The organism is Streptomyces sp. NPDC052701 (assembly GCF_040678355.1).
Classification (GTDB): domain Bacteria; phylum Actinomycetota; class Actinomycetes; order Streptomycetales; family Streptomycetaceae; genus Streptomyces.
This window is the reverse complement of sequence record NZ_JBFATO010000015.1, coordinates 112,692-137,480: the sequence shown is the minus strand read 5'-3', so window position 1 is coordinate 137,480 and position 24,789 is coordinate 112,692. Positions and strand designations below refer to the sequence as shown.

General features: G+C 73.6%; 23 protein-coding genes, 7 tRNA genes and 2 pseudogenes. 10 read left to right on the top strand and 22 right to left on the bottom strand.

The window, feature by feature from the left end:
• Positions 1 to 79: 79 nt before the first annotated feature.
• Positions 80 to 1,348, bottom strand: coding sequence for a hypothetical protein (locus AB0L29_RS19320; protein ID WP_365828625.1), 1,269 nt, complete (start codon positions 1,346 to 1,348; stop codon positions 80 to 82).
• Positions 1,345 to 1,911 carry a DUF4365 domain-containing protein gene (locus AB0L29_RS19315; RefSeq protein WP_365828623.1) on the bottom strand — a complete coding sequence of 189 codons (567 nt, stop codon included), beginning with the start codon at positions 1,909 to 1,911 and terminating at the stop codon, positions 1,345 to 1,347. The genes AB0L29_RS19320 and AB0L29_RS19315 overlap by 4 nt, the downstream gene beginning before the upstream one ends.
• A 170-nt stretch (positions 1,912 to 2,081) precedes the next feature.
• On the opposite strand from AB0L29_RS19315, the gene AB0L29_RS19310 reads away from it, so the two are divergent.
• Entirely contained in the window at positions 2,082 to 2,807 is a 726-nt protein-coding gene (locus AB0L29_RS19310; RefSeq protein ID WP_365828622.1) for a 3'-5' exonuclease, read from the top strand.
• Positions 2,808 to 2,953: 146 nt separating this feature from the next.
• Here AB0L29_RS19310 and AB0L29_RS19305 read toward each other — a convergent pair.
• The 9 genes and pseudogenes from AB0L29_RS19305 to AB0L29_RS19265 all read right to left on the bottom strand — a co-directional run bounded on the left by AB0L29_RS19305 (position 2,954) and on the right by AB0L29_RS19265 (position 11,454).
• A tRNA-Val gene (locus tag AB0L29_RS19305) sits at positions 2,954 to 3,025 on the bottom strand.
• Positions 3,026 to 3,064: 39 nt separating this feature from the next.
• The gene (locus AB0L29_RS19300; protein WP_365828620.1) at positions 3,065 to 3,511 is read right to left on the bottom strand and encodes an SRPBCC family protein; all 447 of its coding nucleotides are present in this window, start codon (positions 3,509 to 3,511) and stop codon (positions 3,065 to 3,067) included.
• 38 nt (positions 3,512 to 3,549) lie between these two features.
• Positions 3,550 to 6,283, bottom strand: a pseudogene (locus tag AB0L29_RS19295) (Tat pathway signal sequence domain protein).
• Between the two features lie 103 nt (positions 6,284 to 6,386).
• Positions 6,387 to 6,986: a hypothetical protein gene (locus AB0L29_RS19290; RefSeq protein WP_365828618.1), complete on the bottom strand. Its 600-nt coding sequence runs from the start codon at positions 6,984 to 6,986 to the stop codon at positions 6,387 to 6,389.
• 6 nt (positions 6,987 to 6,992) lie between these two features.
• On the bottom strand, positions 6,993 to 7,913 hold the full coding sequence (locus tag AB0L29_RS19285; protein ID WP_365828616.1) for a carbohydrate ABC transporter permease: 921 nt from the start codon (positions 7,911 to 7,913) through the stop codon (positions 6,993 to 6,995).
• Entirely contained in the window at positions 7,910 to 8,875 is a 966-nt protein-coding gene (locus tag AB0L29_RS19280; RefSeq protein WP_365828614.1) for a sugar ABC transporter permease, read from the bottom strand. The genes AB0L29_RS19285 and AB0L29_RS19280 overlap by 4 nt, the downstream gene beginning before the upstream one ends.
• Entirely contained in the window at positions 8,875 to 10,161 is a 1,287-nt protein-coding gene (locus AB0L29_RS19275; protein WP_365828612.1) for an extracellular solute-binding protein, read from the bottom strand. Before AB0L29_RS19275 ends, AB0L29_RS19280 begins: the two co-directional genes overlap by 1 nt.
• Before the next feature lie 686 nt (positions 10,162 to 10,847).
• Positions 10,848 to 10,919 (bottom strand) — tRNA-Val (locus AB0L29_RS19270).
• Between the two features lie 79 nt (positions 10,920 to 10,998).
• Positions 10,999 to 11,454 carry a TIGR02611 family protein gene (locus AB0L29_RS19265; RefSeq protein ID WP_365828610.1) on the bottom strand — a complete coding sequence of 152 codons (456 nt, stop codon included), beginning with the start codon at positions 11,452 to 11,454 and terminating at the stop codon, positions 10,999 to 11,001.
• Between the two features lie 191 nt (positions 11,455 to 11,645).
• Between AB0L29_RS19265 and AB0L29_RS19260 the strand changes: the two genes are divergently transcribed.
• Positions 11,646 to 12,059: an SsgA family sporulation/cell division regulator gene (locus tag AB0L29_RS19260; protein ID WP_356553966.1), complete on the top strand. Its 414-nt coding sequence runs from the start codon at positions 11,646 to 11,648 to the stop codon at positions 12,057 to 12,059.
• A 472-nt stretch (positions 12,060 to 12,531) separates the two neighbouring features.
• Positions 12,532 to 13,092 (top strand): CGNR zinc finger domain-containing protein, encoded by a 561-nt coding sequence (locus AB0L29_RS19255; protein ID WP_365828608.1) that lies wholly within the window; start codon positions 12,532 to 12,534, stop codon positions 13,090 to 13,092.
• An 85-nt stretch (positions 13,093 to 13,177) separates the two neighbouring features.
• On the opposite strand, the gene AB0L29_RS19250 is transcribed toward AB0L29_RS19255, so the two are convergent.
• Positions 13,178 to 13,330, bottom strand: coding sequence for a hypothetical protein (locus AB0L29_RS19250; RefSeq protein WP_365828606.1), 153 nt, complete (start codon positions 13,328 to 13,330; stop codon positions 13,178 to 13,180).
• 172 nt (positions 13,331 to 13,502) lie between these two features.
• Positions 13,503 to 13,940 carry a hypothetical protein gene (locus tag AB0L29_RS19245; protein WP_365828604.1) on the bottom strand — a complete coding sequence of 146 codons (438 nt, stop codon included), beginning with the start codon at positions 13,938 to 13,940 and terminating at the stop codon, positions 13,503 to 13,505.
• Between the two features lie 214 nt (positions 13,941 to 14,154).
• On the opposite strand from AB0L29_RS19245, the gene AB0L29_RS19240 reads away from it, so the two are divergent.
• On the top strand, positions 14,155 to 14,676 hold the full coding sequence (locus AB0L29_RS19240) for a DsbA family protein (protein ID WP_365828602.1): 522 nt from the start codon (positions 14,155 to 14,157) through the stop codon (positions 14,674 to 14,676).
• 25 nt (positions 14,677 to 14,701) lie between these two features.
• Here AB0L29_RS19240 and AB0L29_RS19235 read toward each other — a convergent pair whose 3' ends face one another.
• From AB0L29_RS19235 to AB0L29_RS19225, 3 genes are read right to left on the bottom strand one after another with little or no spacing between them, the layout of a single operon-like run.
• A complete protein-coding gene (locus AB0L29_RS19235) occupies positions 14,702 to 15,526 on the bottom strand; it encodes a GNAT family N-acetyltransferase (protein WP_365828713.1) in 825 nt (274 codons plus the stop codon).
• 52 nt (positions 15,527 to 15,578) lie between these two features.
• Positions 15,579 to 16,400, bottom strand: coding sequence for an aminodeoxychorismate lyase (locus tag AB0L29_RS19230; RefSeq protein ID WP_365828600.1), 822 nt, complete (start codon positions 16,398 to 16,400; stop codon positions 15,579 to 15,581).
• Positions 16,397 to 17,440: a chorismate-binding protein gene (locus AB0L29_RS19225; RefSeq protein ID WP_365828598.1), complete on the bottom strand. Its 1,044-nt coding sequence runs from the start codon at positions 17,438 to 17,440 to the stop codon at positions 16,397 to 16,399. Before AB0L29_RS19225 ends, AB0L29_RS19230 begins: the two co-directional genes overlap by 4 nt.
• A gap of 178 nt (positions 17,441 to 17,618) precedes the next feature.
• On the opposite strand from AB0L29_RS19225, the gene AB0L29_RS19220 reads away from it, so the two are divergent.
• The 5 genes from AB0L29_RS19220 to AB0L29_RS19200 all read left to right on the top strand — a co-directional run bounded on the left by AB0L29_RS19220 (position 17,619) and on the right by AB0L29_RS19200 (position 18,072).
• Positions 17,619 to 17,691: transfer RNA gene (locus AB0L29_RS19220), tRNA-Gly, on the top strand.
• Between the two features lie 38 nt (positions 17,692 to 17,729).
• A tRNA-Cys gene (locus AB0L29_RS19215) sits at positions 17,730 to 17,803 on the top strand.
• 1 nt (position 17,804) lies between these two features.
• Positions 17,805 to 17,876, top strand: a tRNA-Val gene (locus tag AB0L29_RS19210).
• 18 nt (positions 17,877 to 17,894) lie between these two features.
• Positions 17,895 to 17,966: transfer RNA gene (locus AB0L29_RS19205), tRNA-Val, on the top strand.
• Positions 17,967 to 18,000: 34 nt separating this feature from the next.
• Positions 18,001 to 18,072 (top strand) — tRNA-Val (locus AB0L29_RS19200).
• Positions 18,073 to 18,135: 63 nt separating this feature from the next.
• Here AB0L29_RS19200 and AB0L29_RS19195 read toward each other — a convergent pair.
• The 4 genes and pseudogenes from AB0L29_RS19195 to AB0L29_RS19180 form a co-directional block, all read right to left on the bottom strand.
• Entirely contained in the window at positions 18,136 to 18,408 is a 273-nt protein-coding gene (locus AB0L29_RS19195) for a zf-TFIIB domain-containing protein (protein WP_365828596.1), read from the bottom strand.
• 80 nt (positions 18,409 to 18,488) lie between these two features.
• Positions 18,489 to 19,424, bottom strand: coding sequence for an aminoglycoside phosphotransferase family protein (locus AB0L29_RS19190; protein ID WP_365828594.1), 936 nt, complete (start codon positions 19,422 to 19,424; stop codon positions 18,489 to 18,491).
• A gap of 420 nt (positions 19,425 to 19,844) precedes the next feature.
• The gene (locus AB0L29_RS19185) at positions 19,845 to 20,042 is read right to left on the bottom strand and encodes a hypothetical protein (RefSeq protein ID WP_365828592.1); all 198 of its coding nucleotides are present in this window, start codon (positions 20,040 to 20,042) and stop codon (positions 19,845 to 19,847) included.
• 200 nt (positions 20,043 to 20,242) lie between these two features.
• Positions 20,243 to 20,546, bottom strand: a pseudogene (locus AB0L29_RS19180) (hypothetical protein); the annotation flags it as partial.
• A gap of 196 nt (positions 20,547 to 20,742) precedes the next feature.
• Between AB0L29_RS19180 and AB0L29_RS19175 the strand changes: the two are divergent.
• Positions 20,743 to 22,167, top strand: a complete 1,425-nt coding sequence (locus AB0L29_RS19175) for a serine/threonine-protein kinase (RefSeq protein ID WP_365828711.1) — start codon at positions 20,743 to 20,745, stop codon at positions 22,165 to 22,167.
• 436 nt (positions 22,168 to 22,603) lie between these two features.
• Here AB0L29_RS19175 and AB0L29_RS19170 read toward each other — a convergent pair whose 3' ends face one another.
• Together AB0L29_RS19170 and cobA are read right to left on the bottom strand one after the other, a co-directional pair.
• Positions 22,604 to 23,428, bottom strand: a complete 825-nt coding sequence (locus AB0L29_RS19170; RefSeq protein ID WP_365828590.1) for an RNA methyltransferase — start codon at positions 23,426 to 23,428, stop codon at positions 22,604 to 22,606.
• A gap of 75 nt (positions 23,429 to 23,503) precedes the next feature.
• On the bottom strand, positions 23,504 to 24,736 hold the full coding sequence (cobA, locus tag AB0L29_RS19165; RefSeq protein WP_365828588.1) for a uroporphyrinogen-III C-methyltransferase: 1,233 nt from the start codon (positions 24,734 to 24,736) through the stop codon (positions 23,504 to 23,506).
• Positions 24,737 to 24,789 lie beyond the last annotated feature (53 nt).

Genomic DNA, 24,789 nt, shown 5'->3' with positions numbered 1-24,789 from the left:
CTGAAGGTGGGGTCGCGGCGCCATACCGGAGCGCGCGCTGAGTAAGGATCGTACCGACCCGGGAGCGCCCACCGCGAAATCAGTCCCCGCGGCCGGTGCCCGGGGCCGGTCCTCGCGGCCGGTCCCCGCCGTCCGTGCCGCAGGCCTCCTCGAAGAAGCCGAGGTTCTCCTGCGGCGACTTCATCAGCCGGTCCCGCTCGGCGTCGTCGACCTGCACGGGCACGACCTCCCGGGCGCCGGTCAGGCGCCGGAAGCCGCCCCGGCTCTCCAGCCGCCCCCGCACCCGCACCGGCAGCCCCACGAGGTGCGCGTGCCCCGCGATGCGGTACGCCTCCTCGTCCAGCGTGGCCCTCACGTGCGGGACCTCGGCCCCGGCGAGCACCCGCAGCCGCACGGTGCCCTCCCCGCGCGGCCCCGGCCTGCGCATGCGGACGACCACGCCCGTGATCCGCACGGGCACGGAGGGCTCCGCGCGCCGGTAGCGGACGCCGGCCTCGCGCAGCACGGGCAGGTCGCCCGGCGAGAACCCGACGGGCTCGGCGCCGGCCGCGCAGCCCTCGGGGACTCCTGCCGCCGGGGCCCACCCGACGGCGACGCGCGCGCCCTCGGTGCCCCGGACGAGGGCGACGATCGCCTCGGTGAGCTCGTGGCTGACGCCCGCCCGGACGGCCCCGTCGAAGGCGTCCATGCCGCCGGTGGCCCGCCGGTAGTCGATGGCCTCGCGGGCGGCGTACAGGGCCTGGTGGAGGCGTACGGCCAGCGGGCGGCCGGTCGCGACCGGCACGAACGCGGTCAGGCAGCGTCCGCCGGGGGCGGGGCCGACCAGGACGTCCTCCAGGGACGCGGCGGCACCGCGCCGGTGCCGGGCGCCGTGGTAGCCGGCCCGCGCGCGGGTGGCGAGCGCGCCGGCGAGCAGCATCCCGCGGGCGGCGGCGCGCAGCTGCTCCTGCGCGGTCCAGGACACGGCGCCCGCGGGTCCGGCCGGCCCGTCGCGCCACCAGCGGATCTCGTCGCTGGGCACGGCCAGGGACAGGAGCACCTCGCGCGCGCAGGGGGCGTCGCTGCGGGACAGCGCGAGCAGGGCCTCGCCGAGCAGATCGTCGCTGTCGGGGAAGGCGCGGCTCTCGGGCACCAGCAGGCTCGTGCCGCCGCCGCCCGGCCCGGGCGGGGTCCAGCGGCCGTAGCGTCCGGGGGCGCCGCCGCGCCGCCGCCAGCCGTGTCCGAGCAGCAGGGCGCCGAGCACGGCCGGGTCGACCTCGCCGGGCCCGGGCGGCCGGATGTCCCGGCCGGCGTCGGCGGGGTGGGTCCGCACGGGCCGCAGGCGCTCCTCGGTCGGGCGGTGCGTCACGGTTTCCCTCCCGTCCCGACCCGCGTCATGATCTCGCACAGCGCCCGGTCGTCGAAGATGCCCGAGGTCGGTATCCGCACGGTGGTGCGCCGCCGGCCCGTGACCGGGTGCCCGGCGAGGTTGGTCCAGTAGCAGCAGTGCCTGAGGCCGAGCCGGTCGTGGCCGGCGCGCAGCCAGTCGTCCCGCGAGCGCGGCACCAGCATCACGACGAGGATCTTGTGCACCGAGACCGGGGTGCGGGCGAGTTTCACCAGGTGGTCGTTGTCGAGCGTGAAGGAGAAGGAGCGGCCCGGCGGGTCCGGCGGGACCTGGTAGGTCGCCTTGAGCTGCACCTTGATCGTGACCTCGTCGTCCACGGTGTGCCCGGGTGCGCTGTGGCTGACGTGCCAGTCGATGCCGTTGTCGGGGAAGGGCTGGGACAGCGAGCAGCCCGCGGCCGCGGCGACGGCGTGCAGATAGCCGACCTGCAGGGTCTCCATGCAGGCGGTGGTGGCGAGAGAGCCGCGGGAGGGAGCCGTGCGCTCGGGCAGCAGCCCGCCCCGTTCGGGCTGCGCGATGGCCATGGCCGAACAGCCTTCCAGAACAAGTGAATCCCCGCTGTGGATCGCTGAACTGCGGCGACCCGTACTCCTGTTGTCTCCTTCCGGCGTACGGCGCAAACAGCCCGGGTATCACCGAATCGGGCAGCGGACGGGGCGTCGACTGCCGACGGTGACCGAGAGGTTGTGTGGGTATGACGTGCTGGTACGAAGGGCCGCTGGCCGCTTTCGACACGGAGACCACGGGCGTGGACGTCGAGACCGACCGGATCGTGTCGGCCGCCGTCGTCGTCCAGGACGCCCCGGGCATCCGGCCGCGGGTCAACCGCTGGCTGGTGAACCCGGGGGTGCCGGTGCCGGCCACGGCGACGGAGGTGCACGGACTGACGGAGGACCACCTGCAGCGCAACGGCCGCTGGCCGGCGCCGGTGATGTACGAGATAGCGGAGGCGCTGGCCGAGCAGGCCCACGTCGGCCGGCCGGTCGTCGTGATGAACGCCCCGTTCGATCTGACGCTGCTGGACAGGGAATTACGGCGGCACCGCGCCTCGTCGCTGAGCCGCTGGTTCGAGTCGGCGCCGCTGCGCGTGCTGGACCCGCGGGTCCTCGACAAGCACCTGGACCGCTACCGCAAGGGCCGCCGCACGCTGACCGACCTGTGCGCGCACTACGGCGTCGCCCTGGACGGCGCGCACGACGCGGCCGCCGACGCCGTGGCGGCGCTGGAGGTCACCCGGGCGGTGGGGCGCCGCTTCGCGTCCCGGCTGGAGCACCTCTCCCCCGGCGAGCTGCACACCCTGCAGGCGGTGTGGCACGCGGCGCAGGCCCGGGGGCTGCAGGCCTGGTTCGCGCGCAGTGGCACGGAGGAGGCGGTGGACCCCGCCTGGCCGCTGCGCCCGGATGTGCCGGCGGCGGCGTGAGCACGCCGGGAGAGCGGTCCGCCGGCGGCGGACCGGCCCGGAGGAGGTGCGGGTGACGTGGACCCGCCGTGCGCGGCGCGGCCGCGCGGACACGACGACGGCGGCCCGGCCTGCGCGTTGTGCAGGCCGGGCCGCCGTCGTCAGCGTGGGCGATACTGGGATCGAACCAGTGACCTCTTCGGTGTGAACGAAGCGCTCTCCCGCTGAGCTAATCGCCCGGGAACGCAGTGAACAATACAGGTCCCGGTGCGCTTCCTTCAAACCGCTTGCAGGTGGGCCGCCAGCCCGCGCCGCCCCGCCCGCATCATCAGCGCGTGGTTGGCCCGGAAGAGGGGCCGCCCGGGCACGGCGAGCCGCCGCAGCAGCGGCTTGCGGACGTCGACCTCCTGGTCGTAGCGGGCGAGGCTGCCGGACCCCCGCGGTGTGACCGTCCAGCGCGCCCAGCCGTCGATGTCACCGGACAGGGCGACCTCCAGCACCCCCGCCGCCGGGTCCCTGCGCCGCTCCCGCATCGTCGAGGTCAGGTCGAACGGGAGGACGGAGCGGATCCGGATCGTCCCGCTCGTCCCGCCGAGCCGGGTGACCTCCCGCACCTGCGGCCACCAGCGGGGATAGTCCTCGATCCGTTGCAGCGCCCGGCACACGGCCGGGGCGGGCGCGGGCAGGGCCCACAGACTGCGGAATCGGTAGTGGTTCCAGTCCATGTGCGGAGTCTGCCCGGCCCGCCCCCGTGTCCATCCGGCTACGGCATCCGGTCGCCCAGCAGTGCCAGGTTCTCGATGGCGGCGAGGCCGTACAGCGAGGTGTCGTTGGTGGAGACCCACGGCGCCTCGCTGCCCGGCACCAGCGTGAGCGGACCGCTGAGCCTCTCCGTCCTCCAGGGGGCGGACTCCTTGTAGCCGTCGGAGTCGTAGAACTTCTCCCAGGCGCGCTCGGCCAGCTTCTCGTCGCCGGTCCGGACGGCGGCGTACGCGTCCAGGCGCGAGTGGCCCTGGAAGAGGAGCAGGGAGCCGAAGTCGCTGCCGTAGCGGGCCGCCTGCTCGGCCTTGGTGGCGTTGAAGTAGCGGCAGTAGTCGAGGTACGCCTCCTCGAACCCCGGCATGTCGACGAGGTCGATCAGCTCGGCGCACAGCTCGTTGAGGCCGAAGACGGCCGACAGGTGCGAGACCTCCACCTCGGGCTCGTCCGCGACGGCGAACCTCCCGGTGTCCAGGTCGTACAGGCCGCTGCCCTGGACGAAGCCGTTGGGCTGGGCGGCGATGGTCTCCATCGTGGACAGCACGCGCGCGTGCCTTCTCCCACTTGGGTCCCCTGCGCTCCCACTCGGTCAGCCACGCCGACACCAGGCCGCTCCAGTCCGTGCCGAAGCCGATCGACAGGGCGTGCCGGTCGGGCGTGTACGGCTCGGTGCGGATCTTGCGGATCGGGTCGAGGACGAGGAACGTCTCGTCGGAGTCGACGTTGGCGTGCATGAGGTCGCCGACGCGTTCGTCGGCGGTGAGGAAGTAGTAGCAGCGGCGGTAGGTGGTGTTGGCGATGCGCTGCTGCTTGGCGCTGTCGGCCCAGTGCTGCACGCCGTGCCGGGTGCCGAGGCCGGCCCACTCGCCCAGGTGGTAGACGTCGACCTCGCCGGTGTGCCGGGTCATGGCCTCGGCGAAGCGGAAGATGTCCGCGCGGCCGCTTCTGAGGTACGCGTACCAGAGCCACAGGTCCGGCGACAGCTCGGAGTTGTCCCAGGCGTAGCCGCCGACGTCGTAGCACCACTGGTGCCGGACGGTGTCGTAGGTGTGCATGATGTCGCCGTAGTCCCAGAAGCCGTACCACCGGCGCGTCTCCACCTGGTCCTTGTAGTAGGCGAAGAGGAAGTCGAGGTGGTCCTCGATCCTCGCCTTGGCCGGGGTGGAACGGTCCGGTTCGCGGAACAGGCCCTTGCCGAAGACACCCGCCTCGATCAGCTGCTTCGGCGGGGCGGCGAGCTGCGGGAGCACGCGGACGGCCGCCACCTGCCCGGCGAGCGTCCCGGCGCTCGGGGTGGTGGCGTTGGCCCAGAAGAGCAGTTCGCAGGTGCGGGCGATGCCGTACGGGGTGCCGAACTCCGGCTCGTAGTCCTCGTAGGTGATGTCGAGGCCTTCGAGCTGCTCGGGGAAGGTGTCCTGGCCGAGCCCGTCGTGGTAGAAGCGCAGGTCCATGGGCTGTGCCTCGGGGGACCAGAGCCAGAGGGTGACCTCGGCCTCGTCGGTGTGGGCGCCCCGGATGTCGAGCTGGGCGGGGAACTTCTCCCAGAAGTCGCGCAGGCCGAAGGAGAGGCCGCCGCTCGCCCCGCCGACGTAGCCGAAGCCGGAGGCGCGCCGGCCGCCGCCCGCGGCGATCCAGCCGTGGCCCTTCTTGGTGCGCTTGCGCAGCGTGAAGCCGTCGGCGGAGAGCTGGGAGAGGGTGTGGTCGCCCCACTCGGGGATGTACGCGAGGCGGGTGGTGACCCGCTGGTCCCAGGTGGCCGGGTCGGGCAGCTTCCTGCCCTCGTACTGCGCCGCCTGCACGGCCGCGCCCGGGTCGCGGCGCAGTCCGGTGACGCCCTTGACGGCCTCGCGCAGCAGGCCGGTGCCCTCGCCGCCGATGCGGATGTGCCGGTCGTAGGACGCGTCGCGCATCGGCACGGTGAAGCGGACGCCGAGGCCGCGGACGAAGTCGCCGCTCGCCTTCCCGGGCTCCTGGGTGCCGTCGTAGGTGACGGTGTGCACCATGCGGAAGGAGTCGGCGCCCGCGTAGAAGTACAGGCGGACCGAGAACGGCAGCCGGCTCCGGCCGCCCCTGCGGTGTCTGCCGTCGATGCGGACGACCGCGCGGACCGGGCCCTCCTGCTCGACCTCGACCTTCGAGACGGCGCCGTCGAAGCGCTCGGTCCGCACCGTGGTCTGGTCGCCGTCCTCGGACTCCGGCTGGCGCAGCAGGACGAGCCGGCCGTTCCTGGCGATCTCGGTGGAGCCCCGGGTGACGGACTCGACGATCGTGGTGCCGGACGTGCCGATCCTCGCGGTGATGACGCCGGTCGAGACGTCGATGGTGCCGCCGTTCCTGCCGACGGTGACCTTCTTCTCCGGCGCGGCCGGGGACCCGCTGGTCAGCGTCAGCCTGCCGGAGCCGGAGGCGACCGCGTGCGCGGTCCACTTGAGCGAGCCGTCCGGCCAGTACGCGATCGGCCAGGACTGCACGGGTACGGCCTTGCCGTCCGCGTCCGTCAGCGCGAACGTCCGGTCCTCCCGGTGGGCGCCCTTGGGCCAGGGGACGCCGACGGTGGAGCCGGGGGCGGCGCCGAGACCGCCGTCCTCCAGCCAGTCGAGGGTCACCGGGCCGGCGCCGGCGGGCTCGGCGCCGGGCGCGGCCCCGGCGGCCCGCGCCCCCGGTACCCGGGTGGACCGGGCGGCGGCTCCGGCGACGGCGGCTGCCTTGAGGAGGGACCTGCGGGGGATGGGAGACATCGGGAACCAGCCTTTCCTTTCGGTACGGGAAGTTTCCAGTCAGGGACATGACAGGAAGGGGCGCGGCGCCCGGGACGCCGGCCGGGTCCGGGGGCACCGCCCGTCAGTGGTGCCGGTGACGCTCCTCCACGGCGACGGCCGCCGCCGCGACGGCCCCGAGCACCGGAACCGCCAGCGGCGCGACGAACCAGGCGGACAGGGCGACCACGGCCAGCCCGCCGACCAGCAGGAAGGACCCGGCCGGGTCGAGCACGGTCCGGCGTCCCGCCTCGGCGAGCAGTGCGCGCCAGCGGGCGCCCGGCGTCCAGGCGGCCGCCGCGCGCAGTCCGGCCACCACCAGCCCGATCAGCGCGAACAGCCCGACCGCCCCGGCCGGCGGCCCGCCCGGGATGCCGGCGCGCGCGGCCTGCACGTCGGCCCAGACCACGGCCGCCGCCGCCCACCCGGCGAGCCCGGCGAGCCATCCGCCGCGCACGGCCGCACGGAAGTCGGCCGCGAACTCCCGCCGGCCGCCGCCCTCGTGCGCGATGCGGCGGCGCAGGTGCCGGGCGCCGGCGGCGAAGGCGGCCGGGTAGGTGACCACGCCGAGGCAGGCCACCGCGATCCAGACGCCGGTGAGCAGGCACTCGGCGAACAGGGCGAACCGCTCGGCCGGGACGGACTCGCCTCGCGGGGCGCCTGCGCGCACGCGTGCCGGGGCCATGCCGCGTCAGCCCTTCAGACCCGAGGTCGCCATGCCGTCGATCAGGTAGCGCTGGAAGGCGAGGAAGAACAGCAGGACCGGCAGCAGCGCGATCAGCGACATGGCGATCAGCCCGCCGTAGTTGGCGGCGACGCCGTCGGAGTCGCGGAACATCATCATCCCGAGGGAGACGGTGTACTTGCCGGGCTCGTTGAGGTAGATCAGCGGGCCCATGAAGTCGTTCCAGGCGTTGATGAAGGTGAAGATCGCGCTGGTGATGAGCGCGGGCCGGCACAGCGGCAGCACGATCGACCAGTAGATCCGCAGGTGCCCGCAGCCGTCGAGCCGCGCGGCCTCGTCCAGTTCCCTGGGCAGGTTCCGCATGAACTGCACCATGAGGAAGACGAAGAACGCCTCCGTGGCCAGGTACTTGCCGAGCAGCAACGGCACGTAGGTGTTGATCAGCTCCATCTTCTGGAACATCACGTACTGCGGGACGAGCAGCACGTGGTACGGCAGCAGCAGAGTGCCGATCATCAGCGAGAACATCAGGTTCCGCCCGGCGAACCTGACCTTCGCGAAGGCGTACGCGGTCAGCGAGCAGGAGACCAGGATGCCGGCGACCGAACCGAGCGAGTAGATCAGGGAATTCTGGAAGAAGGTCCGGATCGGGATGTCGGCGATGCCGTCGGCCAGACCCCGGAAGTTGTCCAGGACGGGCTCGGAGGGGAACAGGTCCAGGCTGTTGACGATGTCCTTGCCGGGCTTGAACGAGGCGCCGACGAGCCAGACCACCGGATACAGCACGACCGCGAGGACCAGCAGGGAGCCGAGGTGCCAGGCGAGCGAGCCGGCGCGCCCGCGGCCGGAACCGGCCGGCCTGCCGGCGGCGGGGGCGGGCGCGGGTCCCCCCTGCCCGGGCGGGGCCGGGAGGCCGGGGGAGCTCATCGGGCGTCCTCCTCGTAGTGCACCCATTTCCGCTGCGACCAGAAGAGGACGGCCGTGACCAGGGCGACGGCGAGCAGCAGCATCCAGGCCATCGCGGAGGCGAAGCCCATCTGCGCGTTCTTGAAGCCCTGCTGGTACAGGTAGCAGGTGTAGACGAGCGTGGCGTCGGCCGGACCGCAGTACGTGTTGGAGACGACGTACGCCGAGCCGAAGATCTGGAAGGAGTGGATGGTCTCCAGCAGGACGTTGAAGAACAGCACCGGGGAGATCATCGGGAGCGTGATGCTCCAGAACCTGCGGAAGGGGCCGGCGCCGTCCATCTCGGCCGCCTCGTACAGCTCCCTCGGCACCTGCTTGAGCCCGGCCAGGAAGATGACCATGGGCGCACCGAACTGCCAGACGGTCAGCGCGACCAGGCAGTACAGGATCCAGTCCGGGTCGCCGACCCAGCCGCCGGTGCGGACGCCCAGGAGCGCCGTCGCGCGGTCCACGACGGCGCCGTCGGAGAAGACCGAACGCCACACGAAGGCGACCGAGACGCTCGCGCCGATGAGCGAGGGGGCGTAGAACGCGGCCCGGTAGAAGGCCTGTCCGCGCCGGCTCTGCGCGAGCAGCAGGGCGACCCCGAGGGCCAGCAGCAGTTTCAGCGGGGTGCCGACGACGACGTACTCCGCCGTCACCCCGACCGACTTCCGCCAGCGCGGATCGTCGAACATCCGGGTGAAGTTGTCGAGGCCGATCCACTTCGGCGTACCGAAGAGGTCGTAGTCGGTGAAGGCGAAGTACAGGGAGGCCGCCATCGGGCCCGCGGTCAGCAGCAGGAAGCCCGCGATCCACGGGGACACGAAGAGGTAGCCGACGAGGTTCTCCCGGCGGCCCCGCCGCCGGACGGCGGGAGCGGGCGGGCCCGCCGCGCGGGTGGCGGGCGAGGAGTCCTTGACGAGCGTCACTGTGGTTCCCATCAGGCTCGGAAAGCGGCCTCGGACTCGTCGAAGAACTGCTTCACCGCGTCGGCGACCTTCGTCTTGCCCAGGCTCATGTCGCCGGCGATGCGCAGGAAGGCGGCCTCGGCGGTGTCGGCGCCGGACGGGTGCGGGGTGATCGTGCCCAGGACGCCCGCCTTCGCGGTGTCCTCCTCGTACCGGGCGATCTCCTTGTCGACCTCGCCGCTCGGCTCGTACGCCTCGTACTGCCCGGTGCTGGCGAGGACGCCGCGGTCGTAGCCCATGATCCTGCCGACCTCGGGGTCGTGGACCATGAAGTCGATGAACCGGGCGACCTCCCCGGGGTGCTCCGTGCGCGCGGAGGCGCTCAGCATCAGGGAGGCGAGGTACTGGCCGGTGTTCTTGCCGTCCGTGGTGGGGACGGGCGCGAGGCCGTACTCGCTGTCGCCCTCCGCGGTGTAGCGAACGGTGAAGTTGTCCCAGGTGAACTCCGACGCCCCGTGCCTGGCCGTGACCGAGGACTTGGGCCGGTCCTGCGCGACGACCTCGGGATCGGTGATGATGCCGGCCCTGACGCGGCTGTAGCCGTCCTGCCACCACTCCGTCAGATCGGCCCGGTCGAAACCGAGTCCGTCCTTGGTGAAGAACGCCTTGCCGTTCTGGCGCAGGTACAGGTCGTACAAGTACATGATGCCGAAGTAGCCCGTGTCCCCGGGGACCTGGGTCCTGTCGTGGACGGTCTTGAGGGCCTTGAAGTAGTCGTCCCAGGTCCAGCCGTTCTCCGGCCGGACGCCCGCCTTCTCGAAGACCTTCTTGTCGATGACCAGCGCCATGGTGTTGGAGCCGACCGGGATGCCGAGCTGCTTGCCGTCGACCTCGCCGACCGAGGTGACGCCCGCGCGGAAGCCGTCCAGGCTCAGACGGCCCGCTTCCACCTGGGACTTGAGGTCGAGGAGGATGCCGCGCTTGTCGTACTTCCGGAGAAAACCGACGGCGTTCTGGAATACGTCCGGCGGATTTCCGCCCGCCGCCTGCGTCTGGAACTTCTCCCAGAAAGCGGCGTAGTCCTGGAAGTCCGTCCTGACCTTGATCTTCGGGTACTTCTTCTCAAAGAGCCGGATCGACTCGTTGATCCTCTTCGCGCGCTCGTCGGCGCCCCACCAGGAGTAACGGATCGTCACCGTCCCGTCGGCGGAGGTGCCGCCGTCGCCCCCGCACCCGGTCGTCGCGGCCAGCCCGAGCGTGGCCACCGAGGCCCCGGCCGCCTTCAGGATCGTGCGCCTCTCCACATTGCCGGTCCTCACAGTCGGGCCCTCCCCGCAGCATGCCACCGCTTATGAATCGTTTCAAGCAAGCGCTTGCTGGCACAAGCTACGGAGGGTCCGGGAGTGCGTCAATGATGCGGACAGGAATTTCTCGCGGGACGCTTCGGGGTGCCGGTCGAGCGAGGCCGTCCGAGCCGCCTGACGACGGGGGCGCCGCAGGTGAGGAGTTCGGGACCAAGGGGTGGGACGGGGGCCGGCCGGGTGGGCCGAGGGGCGGGTGGCCGGAAGTCGCCGGAGGGGTGAAGGAGGACCGGGGGTGTGAAAGTGGCCGGAGCCGGTCCTTCCGGGGCGGCCGGGCCGGGATGCCGGCCCGGGGTCCCGCCCTCCCCTGAGCACCCTGTTCGGCCCGGGGTCCGCACGGAGGAAATCGTCATGGAAGCGACAATGGGGCGAGGTCACCGAGGCGCCGGCGCATGATCGGCCGCGGCAGGGGCCGGCGCGGACCGGTGACGGCGGAAGTGCTCGGCGGCCCCGGAGGGAGTCCCGGCGAGCCGCCGCGGAGAAAATGGCGGTGAGTCACGGCGGAGGACCGCACGACCGGCCTCGCCGAGGGCTGCCGCATCCCTCGACGCGTCCCGCGCATGCGCGCGGAGGCGTCCGCCGCGGTCCGGGCACGCACGACGGCGGCCCATCCGCACTGTCGCGGATGGGCCGCCGTCTTCGGGTGGGCGATACTGGGTTCGAACCAGTGACCTCTTCGGTGTGAACGAAGCGCTCTCCCACTGAGCTAATCGCCCGGGCGCAGAAAGAACATTACCCCATGTCAGGGGGTGCCCGTGACCAGCGGCGACGCGGCACCCGAAGCCCCGCGGCGGATCACTGGTCCTCGATCTTCCAGGGCATGACGATCCCGAACTTCCAGACGTAGATCCCGAGAAGGACGGCCACGACGACCAGGCCGATCGACGTCAGGATGATGTTGCGGCGCCGCACCTTGGGGTCGAGGGCGCGCTGCGCCGCCTCGGTGACCTTGCGCTTGGTCCAGCGCAGCACCAGCTGGGCCCAGACGAACTCGGTCGCCCAGATCGCCATGCCCCCGAAGATCACGACCCAGCCCGGTCCGGGCAGCGGCAGCATGATGACGCCGGCCACCACGACCGCGAGCCCGATGACGAAGACGCCGACCTGCCAGCTCAGGTGCAGCACGCGGCGCGCCTTGACGAATTCCGGCGCCCGCGAGCCGAGCCCTCGGTGCTCGTCGTGCGCCTCTTCCGACCCGGTCCTGTCCGATGCCACGGCCACCTCACCCGGCCTGTTACTCCCCGTATTCATACGGCCAAACACTACCGGAGCGAATCCGGTCACCGGAAAGGCGGCACGGCGGGAACGATCTTTCGGCCGGATGAGTTACATAAACACACGCAAAACACTCAGAGGGGTTTACAACGACACCGTAGGTGGCATGTCGATTTCGCCGACGTGCGAATCCCCGAGCGCACACTGAGCGAAAGGCCCTGGCGCTTATGAACACCACGGTCAGCTGCGAGCTGCACCTGCGCCTCGTTGTGTCGAGCGAGTCCTCCCTGCCTGTCCCCGCAGGCCTGCGGTACGACACGGCCGACCCCTACGCCGTGCACGCCACCTTCCACACCGGAGCCGAGGAGACCGTCGAGTGGGTGTTCGCCCGCGACCTCCTCGCCGAAGGGCTTCACCGCCCCACGGGCACCGGCGACGTCCGCGTCTGGCCGTCGCGCAGCCATGGTCAGGGCGTCGTCTGCATCGCCCTGAGCTCTCCGGAGGGCGAGGCCCTGCTCGAGGCCCCCGCACGGGCCCTTGAGACCTTCCTGAAGCGGACCGACGCCGCCGTGCCTCCCGGCACGGAGCACCGGCATTTCGATCTCGATCAGGAGCTCTCGCACATCCTGGCGGAAAGCTAGGTCAAGGCCCCACGAAGCCGCCCGGCGCCGTCGACTCGGGGAGACGGCTCGGGCCAGGACAACCGCATACGGTTCGCACCGGCGTCATGTCGCTCCGCACATGGCGCCGGTCCGCGTGTGCCGGATCCGCCCGGCGAGCGCGCAGGTGCCGGATCCATCCGGCGAGCGCGCGGATACCGGATCCGCCTGGCGAGCGCGCGGATGCCGGATCCGCCTGGCGAGCGCGCGGATGCGGCACCGGTTCGGGCGGGCGCAGACGCGGCCGGCGCCGGCAGGCCGGGGAAGTCCCGCGCTCACCGCGCCGCCCCCGGACGCCTCCCGCCCCTTCACGCCGTACGGGAACCGCGGCGGGCCGCGGGGCGTTGTATTCGAAGCCGTGTGCGGGGAGAAGGCGGTGCGGGGCCGGCGTGAGCCGTTACCATCGGCCAGCATCGGCGGGCGCCCGCCCGACCCCCAGGCCAGGGAGCGAATCGTGCTGATCACCCACGACACCCGGTGCGCGCTCGACACCGTGGTGGATCTGGTGAACACCGCGCCGGAGGACGACGCGACGCCGGACGGACTGCCGGACGTCGCGGCTCTCGACGACTTCGTACGCAGGCACCAGATCAGCGATGTCGGTGTGCTCTCCGAATTCGACCTCTCGGCGGTGCGCAAGGTGCGCGGGCGGTTCGACGCGGTCTTCGCGGCGCCCGACGCCCGGTCCGCCGCCGGGCTGATCAACGAGCTGGTCGCCGCCGCGGGCACCACGCCCCGGCTCACGGACCACGACGGCTACGACTGGCACATGCACTACTTCGCCCCCGGCGCCTCCGTCGCCGACCACCTGGCCGCCGACTGCGGGATGGCGCTGGCCTTCTTCGTGGTCGCCGGGGAGCAGGAGCGGCTGCGGCGCTGTGAGGCCCCCGACTGCCGGCGGGCCTTCGTCGACCTCTCCCGCAACCGTTCGCGGCGGTACTGCGACAGCCGCACCTGCGGCAACCGCCTGCACGTCGCCGCGTACCGGGCGCGGCGCAAGGAGGCGGCCGGCTGACCCGGGCCGGGGCGCGCGGCGGCGGCCCGGCGGACACCGATGCCGACGCGCCCCGGCGGGTGGCGCCGGGGAGCGCGGGTACGGCTCACAGCAACAGCAGATCGTGCAACGCAGCCGTGAGCAGCAGACACCCGATCACCGCAAGGAAGATCATCAGCGGTGGCTGGGAAAGGGCGAAGAGGCAGCCGCGTGGCTCGTCCTGCTGCGGCGCGGTGTCACTCTGTCTCGTGTCCAGCATCTCGCGGCGATGATGGCGCATGGGCCGCGCGCGGCGCGATCAGCACCCGGGAAAGCACTAAGTGCGCCGGATTCCGAGGGCTCCGGTTCGGGTGGTGACCGTTTCCGCACGTCCGGGGACCCACTGTGTCGTTTCGGCCCCGCGCCGCGCCTCGTGCCGCGCGGGGCTTCCTTCATATGCCGTGCTTCTTGAGGATGGCCTCGATGTCGCTGAAGTCGTCCTCGCCGCGGCGCGCGGTCGCGGGCCGGGCTGCCGGGCCGGAGCCCTGGCCCAAGGAGGGCGCCGACGCCGCCGGGGCCACCCCCTCCGGCCGGGCCGCCCGGGCCGCCGCCCTGCGCTCCTTGCGGGTGCCACCGCGGCGGCGCTCCACGGTGCGGGTGGTCGCGAACAGCACCCAGGCCAGCCCGAGCAGGCCGAAGCCCGCCCAGGCCGTCGGGCTGAACGCGGTGTCGGCCAGCCAGTCGACGACACCGGTCAGCACCAGGCCGAGGGGCACGAGGGAGTAGGCGGCGATGCGGGCCGCCGTGAGGAAACGCCTGCGGTACGCGGTCACCGCCGCGATGCCCAGACCGGCCGCGGACACGGCGGAGCAGACTGTCTCGGCGATCATCCGGTCCTCCAGGCGGGCTCGGGTCGGACGGCGGGCGTGCCGCCCCCTCCATCGTGCACCTCGCCACCCCCGACCGGCCACGCTCCGGCCCGACCTCAGGGAGATCTCCGGGTCGGCTCCTCCGCAGGTGCCGGTGCCCGGCGCAGGCCCGGGACCGCCGTACGGTGCGAGGTCCGGTTGGGCCGCCGGAAGGGCGGGCTGGGAGACTGGGCGCATGAACGACTCCTCCCCCGTCCCCGCCGCCCCCGTCCTCGACGTCTGGTGCGAGCTCCAGTGCCCGGACTGCCGCAGCGCCCTGGACGACCTGCGGGCGCTGCGCGCCCGCTACGGCGACCGCCTGGAACTGCGGCTGCGGCACTTCCCGCTGGAGAAGCACCGGCACGCCTTCGCCGCCGCGCAGGCCGCCGAGGAGGCGTGGGAGCAGGGCCGGGGATGGCAGTACGTCGAGGCCGTGCTGGAGCGGGTGGAGGAACTGGACCGCGCGGGAGAGCCCTTCCTGGTCGAGGTCGCGCGGGAACTCGGTCTGGATGCCGAGGAGTTCGACACCGCGCTGATCGACGGCCGGCACATCCTGGTCGTGGACGCCGACCAGGCCGAGGGCCGGGCCATCGGCGTGACCGGCACCCCGACCTACGTCATCGGCGGTGAGCGCCTGGACGGCGGCAAGAGCCAGGAGGGCCTGCGCGAGCGCGTCGAGGAGATCGCCGACCGGCTGCTGGCCGAGCGGCGGGCCTGACACCGGCCCCCGGGCGTCCGCGCGGTCAGAGCAGCGGCTTGTACAGGAAGTACTGCGTCGTCTCGTAGCCGAGCGACGCGTAGAGCCGCTCGGCCGGGGTGTTGCCCGCGAAGACGTTGAGGCCGATGGTCCGCTTCCCCTCGGCCAGGGTCTGCGCCTCGGCCAGCAGCATCAGGGTGCGGCCGTGTCCCTTGCCCCGGTGGGCCGCGTGGGTCTCGACGTCGAAGACGAAGGCGCCGCCGTCGCGCACCGCCAGCCACAGAGTGCCCACGGGCGTCCCCTCGTGTTCGAGGACGCTGAGGAACATGCCCGGTGTGGTAAGGCCCTCGGGCAGCAGGGTGGCGTGGTCCCTGTCCGACTTGGCCCGCGCCTGCTCCTGCGGGACGCCGCGCTCGATCCAGTGCTGCGCGTAGTCCCGCCGGGCCTGGTCCAGCCACGGGCCGAACTCCGCCTCCGTCATGGGCCGCGCCAGGCTGCCCCCGGGCAGGACCGGCGGAACGTCGCCGAGCGTCTTCTCCATGGCGCGGTTGCGTACGGCGTAGCCGAGCGCCGTGGCGAGGCGCAGCGCCGCCTGTGCCCCGGCGGGGGCGGCCGCCTCGATGCGCCGGCAGCCCCAGCCGCGCGCCACCTCCTCGGCGGCGAGCGCGGCGACCGTGCCCCGGCCGCGCCGCCGGTCCGGTTCCTCGACGCGCAGGTCAAGGACACGGGCCACGGCGTCGCCGAAGACGGGATGGGTGGCGAGGTGTATCGCGCCCACGGGACGGCTGTTCACGCACACCCGGTAGCGGCGCGAGCGCGTCCCGTCGGCGTTCTGCTGAAGCGGCTCGGCCGGCCGCAGGGTCGTGGTCATCATGGGTGTTCTACCCGCTGTCGCGCCCCGGATCAGCCGGATGTCCGCGCGTTCACGGATCGAGGTCGTGCCCGGAGCGTTCGGCGAAGACGCGCATGGCCTTGGCGGTCACCGGCCCGGGGGCGTCCGGCAGCTCGCGTCCGTCGACGCGGTGCACGGCCTGCACGTCCCGCAGCGTGGACGTCAGGAAGATCTCCTCGGCGCGCTCCAGGACGTCCAGCGGGAGGTCCGTCTCCTCGGCGCCGGTCCACTCGAGGGTCAACGCGCGCGTGATGCCCGCCAGGCAGCCGGAGGCGAGCGGCGGGGTGTGGATCTCGCCGTCCAGGACGACGAAGACGTTGGACCCGGTGCCCTCGCACAGGTGGCCGGCCGTGTTGCCGAACAGCGCCTCGGACGCGCCCTGTTCGTGGGCGCGGGCGAGGGCGACGACGTTCTCGGCGTAGGAGGTCGTCTTCAGGCCGGTGAGCGCGCCGCGCTCGTTGCGGGTCCAGGGGACCGTGACGACGGCGGTGGAGTCGGGGCGGCGGGTGGTCTCGCCGAGGGCGACCACGAGGGTGGGGCCGTGCTCGCCGCGGTCGGAGCCGAGGGGGCCGTGCCCGCCGGTGTACGTGATCCGCAGCCGGCCGAGCGGCATCGGATTGGCCGCCAGGACGGCGGCGCAGGCGCGGCGGACCTCGTCGAGGTCGGGGGCGGGCAGGCCGAGGCCGCGTGCGGAGCGGGTCAGCCGGTCGAGGTGCCGGGTGAGGGCGAACGGCCGGCCCTCCACCGCCTTCACCGTCTCGAAGACGCCGTCGCCCACGGTCAGGCCGTGGTCGAAGACGGAGACACGGGCGGACTCGGTGTCCTGCAGTCCGCCGTCGAGCCAGATCTTCACCTCAGGGTCCCTTCACTCACCTCGTACGTCCCCGACGCTACCGCGAGCAGCCGGGACGCCTTCAGCTCGGTCTCGCGCCACTCCCCCTCGGGGTCCGACCCCCAGGTGATCCCCGCGCCCGTGCCGAAGCGCAGCACGCCCTCGGCGCGGTCGATCCAGAAGGTGCGGATGCCCACGGCCAGCTCGCCCGTGCCCCGGTCGGCGTCGACCCATCCGATGCCGCCGCAGTACGGTCCCCGGGGCGCGGTCTCCAGCGCGTCGATGATCCGCAGGGCGCTCGGCTTGGGCGCCCCGGTGACGGAGCCGGGCGGGAAGGCGGCGCCGAGCAGTTCCGTCCAGCCGGCCCCGGCCCGCAGCTCCCCGCGCACCGTCGACACGAGGTGGACCAGTCCCGGGTGCTTCTCCACCGCGCACAGGTCGGGCACGGTCACACTGCCGGTCTCGCACACCCGCCCCATGTCGTTGCGGACCAGGTCCACGATCATGACGTTCTCCGCGTAGTCCTTCTCCAGCAGGTCCTCGGGGGTGCGTCCGGTGCCCTTGATCGGCCCGGACTCCACGAGGCGCCCGTCGCGCCGCAGGAACAGCTCGGGCGAGGCGGTGGCGATCTCCACCCCGCGCCCCGGCAGGCGAATCGTTCCTGCATAGGGTGCCGGGTTGCCGCGGGCCAGCAGCGCGGTCAGGGCGTCCACATCGGCGCCGGGCGCGACCGGCGCGGACAGCACGCGGCAGAGGTTCGCCTGGTACACCTCGCCCGCCGCGATGTGCTCGCGGATCCGCCGCACGGCCGCCGTGTACGCGGCGCGGTCGAGGGAGGACGTCCAGTCGCCGGCGGCCGGTCCCCGCCAGGCGCCCGGCACCGGGGCGGGTACCGGCTCCCTGCGCACGTCGCGGAAGCGGGCGCAGGTCAGACGGCCCTCGAAGTCCGCGCACACCGCCCAGAAACCGCTGGAGTCCAGGGCGGCGGGGTCGTCGGTGACGTCGAGGAGCCCGGTCGCGACGCGGTCGCCGAAGCGGGCGAGAGGAGGGAGGTCCAGCACGCGGTCGAGTCTATGGCGGGTGCCGCGCGCGTGACCGGGCCATGTCCTTCCCCGGGCCCCCGGCGGGCCTCTGAGCAGGCGCAGCGCAGCACGCTGCACAAACGCGTTTTTGTGCTGGCCCCGGAATCCGCTAGAGTTCAACACGTCGCCGGGCCGCGAGAGCGGAACGAAACGACAGGCGGACGTAGCTCAGTTGGTAGAGCGCAACCTTGCCAAGGTTGAGGTCGCGAGTTCGAGCCTCGTCGTCCGCTCGAAGGAAGAAGGGGATCTCCGGGTCCTCTACACTCCTGGTGGAGTGGCCGAGAGGCGAGGCAACGGCCTGCAAAGCCGTCTACACGGGTTCAAATCCCGTCTCCACCTCCAAGGACGATTAGCTCAGCGGGAGAGCGCTTCCCTGACACGGAAGAGGTCACTGGTTCAATCCCAGTATCGTCCACTGGATCTTCGGATCCCCGCGCGATTAGCTCAGCGGGAGAGCGCTTCCCTGACACGGAAGAGGTCACTGGTTCAATCCCAGTATCGCGCACGCACCGCCCACGGCCCGCGGGTCGTGGCCCCGAGGACGATTAGCTCAGCGGGAGAGCGCTTCCCTGACACGGAAGAGGTCACTGGTTCAATCCCAGTATCGTCCACGTCACACCGGAGCCCCCGGCCGTAGCAGACGGCGCGGGGGCTTCGTCGTGTCCGCCCGGTGCTCAGGACGAGAAGAGCATGTGCCCGAAGCTCTTGTGGCGGTGGTGCCCGTGGTGGCCGTGCGGGGCGCCCCAGGCGGGGGCCGGCGGGGCCGGGTAGGCCTGCGGGGCGGGCGGGGGCGGCGGGGCCGGCTGGGACCACTGGGCCTCCAGGCGGGTCAGCGCCTCCAGCTCCCCGTAGTCGAGGAAGATCCCCCGGCAGTTGCTGCACTGTTCGATCTGGACGCCGTTGCGGTTGTACGCGTGCATCGGGGCACGGCACTTCGGACACTGCATGGTCGGCTCAACTCCTCGCCGGTCGGTCCTGCTTCACGTATCGCCAGGACAGACTCTGCCCCGCCGCGGTCGGTTGCACCCTACTTCGCGGCCCGGTGCGCCGACCGCGCCGGCCCGGCGGCCATCCGCCCGCAGGCGTCGACCACGCACCGCTCGACCTCGTCCAGGGGGCGGCCGGCCGTGACGGCCTTGGCGATCGCCCGGGCGGCGGTCTGCACGGTGAGGGCCCGGGCGGGGACGTCGAGGGCGGGCCAGGGGTCGCCGTCCGCGGGAACGGCCGGGCCGCCCGCCGCGCGGTAGGCGGCGAGGAAGCGGGTCCACTCCCCGGGCGGGAGCAGTCCGCAGGCGTACCAGGCCGCCGGACGGGCCAGGTCCCAGGCCGGGACACCGGCGCCGAGGTCGTCCACGTCGATCAGCAGCCAGGGGCCGTCGGGGGCGGGGTGGCGCACGAGCTGGCCGAGGTGGAGGTCGCCGTGGCACAGGGTGGTGGTGTCCGGCATGGGGGCCTCGGCGCGGGCCCAGGCGGGGAGGGTCCGCCAGGCACGCAGGACGGAGCCGGCCGCCGGGTGCGCGCCGGCGGCGCGGAGGCGGGCGACGGCACGGGCCGCCTTCGCGGGTCCGCGCATCGGGGGCAGTCCCGTGGGGGCGGGGGTGCGGTGGAGCCGGGCGAGGAGGACGGCGGCGGCCTCCCAGGGGGCCGCGTCGGGATCGTCCGGGTCGACGGGGGTGCCGTACGGCCAGAAGGTCACGAGCCGTCCGTGCAGGGCGGCCGGCGCCGGGCCCAGCGGGGGCAGGAGGACGTCGGGTGAGGCGGCGGCGACGGCGAGGCGCCGGGCGAGTTCCGCGGGGTCGGTGTCCGGGGCGTGGGCCTTCGCGACGGTGTCCGCGTGGCGGACGACCGTGCCGTCGGGGCGGTCGGCGAGGACCGCCGCGCCGCAGGGGCAGGGCGGGGTGCGGGAGTGGGCCGCCTCCCTGACTCGGGCGGTCAGCTCGGGGAGGAGACGGGGTTCGGTCATGGGGTTCCCTGCGGTGTGGAGGGGTGCGTGGGTGAGGGTACGCGGCCTTCGCCGGGGGGGCGCGCGACCGTGGCGGGCGCCAGCGCGCCCGCAGCGGGACGGGACAACGGGCGCACCCGCGATCGTCCGCGCGCGCAAGGGGCGCGCCGGAAGTGTCCGACCGCGGCGGTGGGCGCTTCGGCGCCGGCCGGCCGGTGGAAGGGCCCAGCGTGCCGTCCAGGCCCGGGCCCGGGCCCCGGCCGCTGCCGGCAGGCACCGCGCGCCTCGTCGGACCCGCGCAGGCCGCCGCGGGCAACAGCAATGCCGGCGCAGCTCCCCAGCTGCGCCGGCATCTGTGCCGTCCGCCGCACCCCCGTCCCCACGGGGTTTCATGGGTGGATGTCCCCGCCCGGACCGCTCTTCCGGGCCTGGGGTCGCCGCTCAGCGCCCCAGCATCACACCCACGGACGACGCCTGTGTGGCCACCGTCTCCCACCCGTCGAAGACGAGGAGGAGCAGGGCCGCCAGGGGAAGGGCCATGAGTGTCGCCACCAGGGGGTGGCGACGCCCCTGACGGCGGGGGCGGAGCGCTGTGCGCTCCCGCGTGCGGACCAGTGTCCGCGGTGCCGTGTAGGCCATGGTCCCTCTCCCGACCGTTGTGCTGTCCTTGGCAAGCGGCGGGTGTCCGACCTCGGGGGACGAGTGCTGCACCCGCCGCTTGACCTCAAATCTAGGCTTCCGGCCCTCCCCGGGCGTCATGCCCTCGTACCGATTGCCGGGCCTCCCGGAGGATGAGCCGTGACCTGCGGCGTACTCCCCTGGGTGGAGACGACGCCCCAGGTCTCGGGGTCTTCCCGGAAGGGACGCCCGCCCTGCCCCGCTTTCCCCGAGCCGTCCTCCCCCGGGACCGGCTGCTCGGCCGGCACCGGCACCCGGTTCGCCATGAAGCGTGCCGTTCGCACGGCAGAGCCTGCCCCGCTGCCTGAACGGCGCGGGGGACCCCCACCGGGTGACTTCGCTCACTTCCACCACGCCTCGGCGAACCGCCGTCTCCACCCGGCGGCCCGCCCTGCTCGCCACCGCCCCGCAGGTGCGCGTCGTGTCCCCGGCGTCCACGGCTGTCTCCAGGCGATCACCCTTCACGGAATCAATCCCCCTTCCGCGACGGATGGTTGGGGGCATCGACGGCGCGAGCCCGCCCTGCTCGCGCGCCCCCTGACCACTCCTCGGGTCTCCCACCCACCACTGACAATCCATCGGCCCGAGAGGGCGCGGCCTCTGCGCGCGGGCGGCCGTGGAAACGTAAGCTGTGCCACGTCACACGGACCGGGCAGCGGGGATGGACATGGCGATGATGCGCCTGAGGCGCGAGGACCCGCGCGTCGTCGGCTCGTTCAAGCTTCACCGACGGCTCGGCGCGGGCGGGATGGGTGTCGTCTACCTGGGCTCCGACAAGAAGGGGCAGCGGGTGGCGCTCAAGGTCATCCGGCCCGACCTGGCGGAGGACCAGGAGTTCCGCTCGCGGTTCGCGCGCGAGGTGTCGGCGGCGCGGCGGATCCGCGGCGGCTGCACGGCCCGGCTCGTGGCCGCGGACCTGGAGGCGGACCGGCCCTGGTTCGCCACGCAGTACGTGCCCGGGCCCTCGCTGCACGACAAGGTCGTCGACGAGGGGCCGCTCGGCGCGGCGGAGGTCGCCGCCATCGGGGCCGCCCTGTCGGAGGGGCTCGTCGCCGTGCACGAGGCCGGCGTCGTGCACCGGGACCTGAAGCCGTCCAACATCCTGCTGTCCCCGAAGGGGCCGCGGATCATCGACTTCGGCATCGCCTGGGCGACCGGGGCCTCGACGCTCACCCACGTCGGCACGGCGGTCGGCTCCCCCGGCTTCCTCGCGCCGGAGCAGGTGCGCGGGGCGGCCGTCACGCCGGCCACGGACGTGTTCTCGCTCGGCGCCACGCTGGCGTACGCGTCGATGGGCGACTCGCCCTTCGGGCACGGCAGTTCCGAGGTGATGCTGTACCGCGTGGTGCACGAGGAGCCGCAGCTGCACGGCGTCCCGGACGCCCTGGCTCCGCTCATCCGGGCGTGCCTGGCGAAGGATCCGGACGAGCGGCCCAGCACGCTCCAACTGTCGCTGCGGCTCAAGGAGATCGCGGCCCGGGAGGCCCAGGGGCTCACCGATGCACGGCCTCCCGCGCCACGGGCCGGGGAGGCGGACCGGCCCACCGGGCGGCTCGCGGACACCTACCCGGAACGCGCCCAGCGGCGACCGCAGGGACAGCAGGGGTCCGGCACGCAGGGGTCCCGGAGGACTCCCCCGCCGCGCGGTTCCGCGCCCTCCCGGGGCGGCGCCCGGGGCGCGACCCCCTCGCGCGGTGGCGGCGCCTCGCGCGGTGGGGCCGCGCCCGCGCGGTCCGGGGCGCGGCCGACCCCCGCCTCCCGCAGCACGACCCGCTCCGGCAGCGGGAGCCGGCCCGCCCCGCGCGGCGGCGCCGGGCGGCCGGGGCCCAGACCCACCGGGACCGGGCGGCGGCCCGCCAACCCGCGGCTGCTGCGGCAGCGGCTGTTCGTCTTCGTCGTGGTGACGCTGCTGGTGGCGGTCGGCATCGCCCTCGTACAGGGCTGCCAGGGGCCCTCGCGCGGACTCGGCGACGACGGCAACGGCGTGCGGGAGCGCCGGGAGCAGGTGCGGACGACGGATTACGAGCCGCTGGACGCGCCCCTGATGCGCCAGCGGTACGAGTCGACCCTGGACACGGACGGCTGACGGGGAGGCCCGGCCGGCCCGCCGGGCGTCACGGCCGCGGCGGGACGCGTGCGGAGAACCCGCGGTCGCCGTCGAAAACGGGGTCCGGCGCGAGGAACCCCTCCGGTGTGGCCCGGCGGGCCTCGCCGGCCTCGCGGAGACGGGGACCACCTCGCCGGTGTCGGCCCGGGCGGTCCACCGGTGCGGGCGGAAAGCGGCCGTCGTCGGTCTCCGGCTCCCAGCCCCTGGCCGGCGGCGCGGCGGTGAGGCCGGCCTCCTCGCGGACCTCCCGGACCACCGCCTCCCGCCGGCTCTCCCCCACTCCGGCCCTGCCGCTCCGGTCCTGCCGCTCAAGGGCTGCCGGCAGCCGGGGCGGGCCACGGCCGGGCCGCCGCGGACGGCGAGGAGTCGGCCGCCGCGCGGGAGGACGGCGCCGTCGCCTCGCGCCGCTCCCCCCCTACTCCCGGGATCCGGGGCGGCCCGTGGCCACGGCGTAGAAGGCCACCGCGGCCGCCGCGCCCACGTTCAGGGAGTCGACGCCGTGGGACATCGGGATGCGGACCCACTCGTCGGCGGCCGCCAGGGCCTGTCCGGACAGGCCGTCGCCCTCGGCGCCGAGCATCAGGGCCACCCGGTCCATCCGGTGCGGGGCGACTTCGTCGAGGGTCCCGGCCCTCTCGTCGGGGGTGAGGGCGAGGAGCGTGAAGCCCGCCTCGCGGACCGACTCCAGCCCCTTGGGCCAGGTGTCGAGACGGGCGTACGGCACGGAGAAGACCGCGCCCATGGAGACCTTCACGCTGCGGCGGTAGAGGGGGTCGGCGCAGTCCGGGGAGAGCAGGACCGCGTCCATGCCGAGGGCGGCGGCGGAGCGGAAGATCGCGCCGATGTTGGTGTGGTCGTTGACCGACTCCATGACCACGACCCGGCGGGCGGTGCGCAGGAGCCCGGCGGCCGTGGGCAGCGGTCTGCGCTGCATGGAGGCGAGCGCGCCACGGTGCACGTGGTAGCCGGTGACCTGCTCGGCCAGTTCCGGACCGACCACGTAGACCGGTGCCCGCGTCCCGTCGATGACGTCGCGCAGGGCGTCGACCCACTTGGCCGACAGCAGCATCGAGCGCATCTCGTAGCCGGCTTCCCCGGCCCGTCTGATGACCTTCTCGCCCTCGGCGATGAACAGGCCCTCGGCCGGCTCACGCCTGCGGCGCAGTTCGACGTCGGTCAGGCCGGTGTAGTCGTGCAGGCGCGGGTCGTCGGGGTCCTCGACGGTGATGAGCTCGGCCACGGGGTGATACTGCCTCGTCCTCGGTACGGTGCCAACGGCTGGATCGGTCGGGTCGCCCCGGTCACCGGCCCCGGGTCACGCCGGTCCTTGCGGGCCGACGTTCACGACCTCGCCGACGACGACGACCGCCGGCGGCCTGACTTCCTGCGCGCGGACCGTCTCGGCGACCGTGGCGAGCGTGGCGTCGACGCGGCGCTGGGCGGCCGTCGTGCCCTCCTGGACGAGGGCGACGGGGGTGTCGGGGGACCTGCCGTGGGCGACCAGGGTGTCGGCGATCTTCCCGATCTTGTCGACGCCCATCAGGATCACCAGCGTGCCGGTGAGCCTGGCGAGCGACGGCCAGTCGACGAGCGAGCGTTCGTCGTCGGGGGCGACGTGCCCGCTGACCACCGTGAACTCGTGGGCGACACCGCGGTGCGTGACCGGGATGCCGGCCGCGCCCGGGACCGAGATGGAACTGGAGATGCCGGGGACGACGGTGCAGGGGATCCCGGCCTCGGTGAGCGCCTGGAGCTCCTCCATCCCGCGGCCGAAGACGTACGGGTCGCCGCCCTTCAGCCGGACGACCGACTTGCCCTGCCTGGCGTGCTCGATCAGCGCGTTGTTGATGGCCTCCTGGGCCATGGAACGGCCGTACGGGATCTTCGCCGCGTCGATCACCTCGACGTGCGGCGGGAGCTCGGCGAGCAGGTCGCGCGGGCCGAGGCGGTCCGCGATGACGACGTCGGCCTCGGCGAGCAGGCGACGGCCGCGCACGGTGATCAGGTCCGGGTCGCCGGGACCGCCGCCCACCAGGGCCACGCCCGGGGTGCGGGTGCGGTGGTGGGGGGCCACCAGGGTGCCGTCGCGCAGGCCCTCGACGACCGCGTCGCGGACGGCTGCGGTGTGGCGGGGGTCGCGGCCGCGCGCGTCCGTGGTCAGGACGGCGACCGTGACGCCCGCGCTGTGGCCCGTCGCCGGGGTCCAGGCCGTGGCCGCGTCGGCGTCGTCGGAGCGGACGCACCAGACGCGGTTGCGCTCCGCCTCGGCGGAGGCGGCGGTGTTCGCCTCCGGGTCGCTCGTGGCGATCAGGGCGTACCAGGCGTCGGCGAGGTCGCCGTCGGCGTACGGACGCCGCTCCCAGGTGATCTCGCCCGCGTCCGCCATCGCCTCCACGGAAGGGGTCGCCTCCGGGGACACGAGGAGGACGTCCGCGCCTGCCGCGACGAGGGCCGGGAGGCGGCGCTGGGCCACCTGACCGCCGCCGAGGACGACCACTTTGCGGCCGGTGAGGCGGAGGCCTACGGGATAGGCGGGGTGTTCGGCCATGAGGTGGGGCTCCTCGTACGGGCGTCGTGCGATGGGCGCTGCGGCTCCGGAGC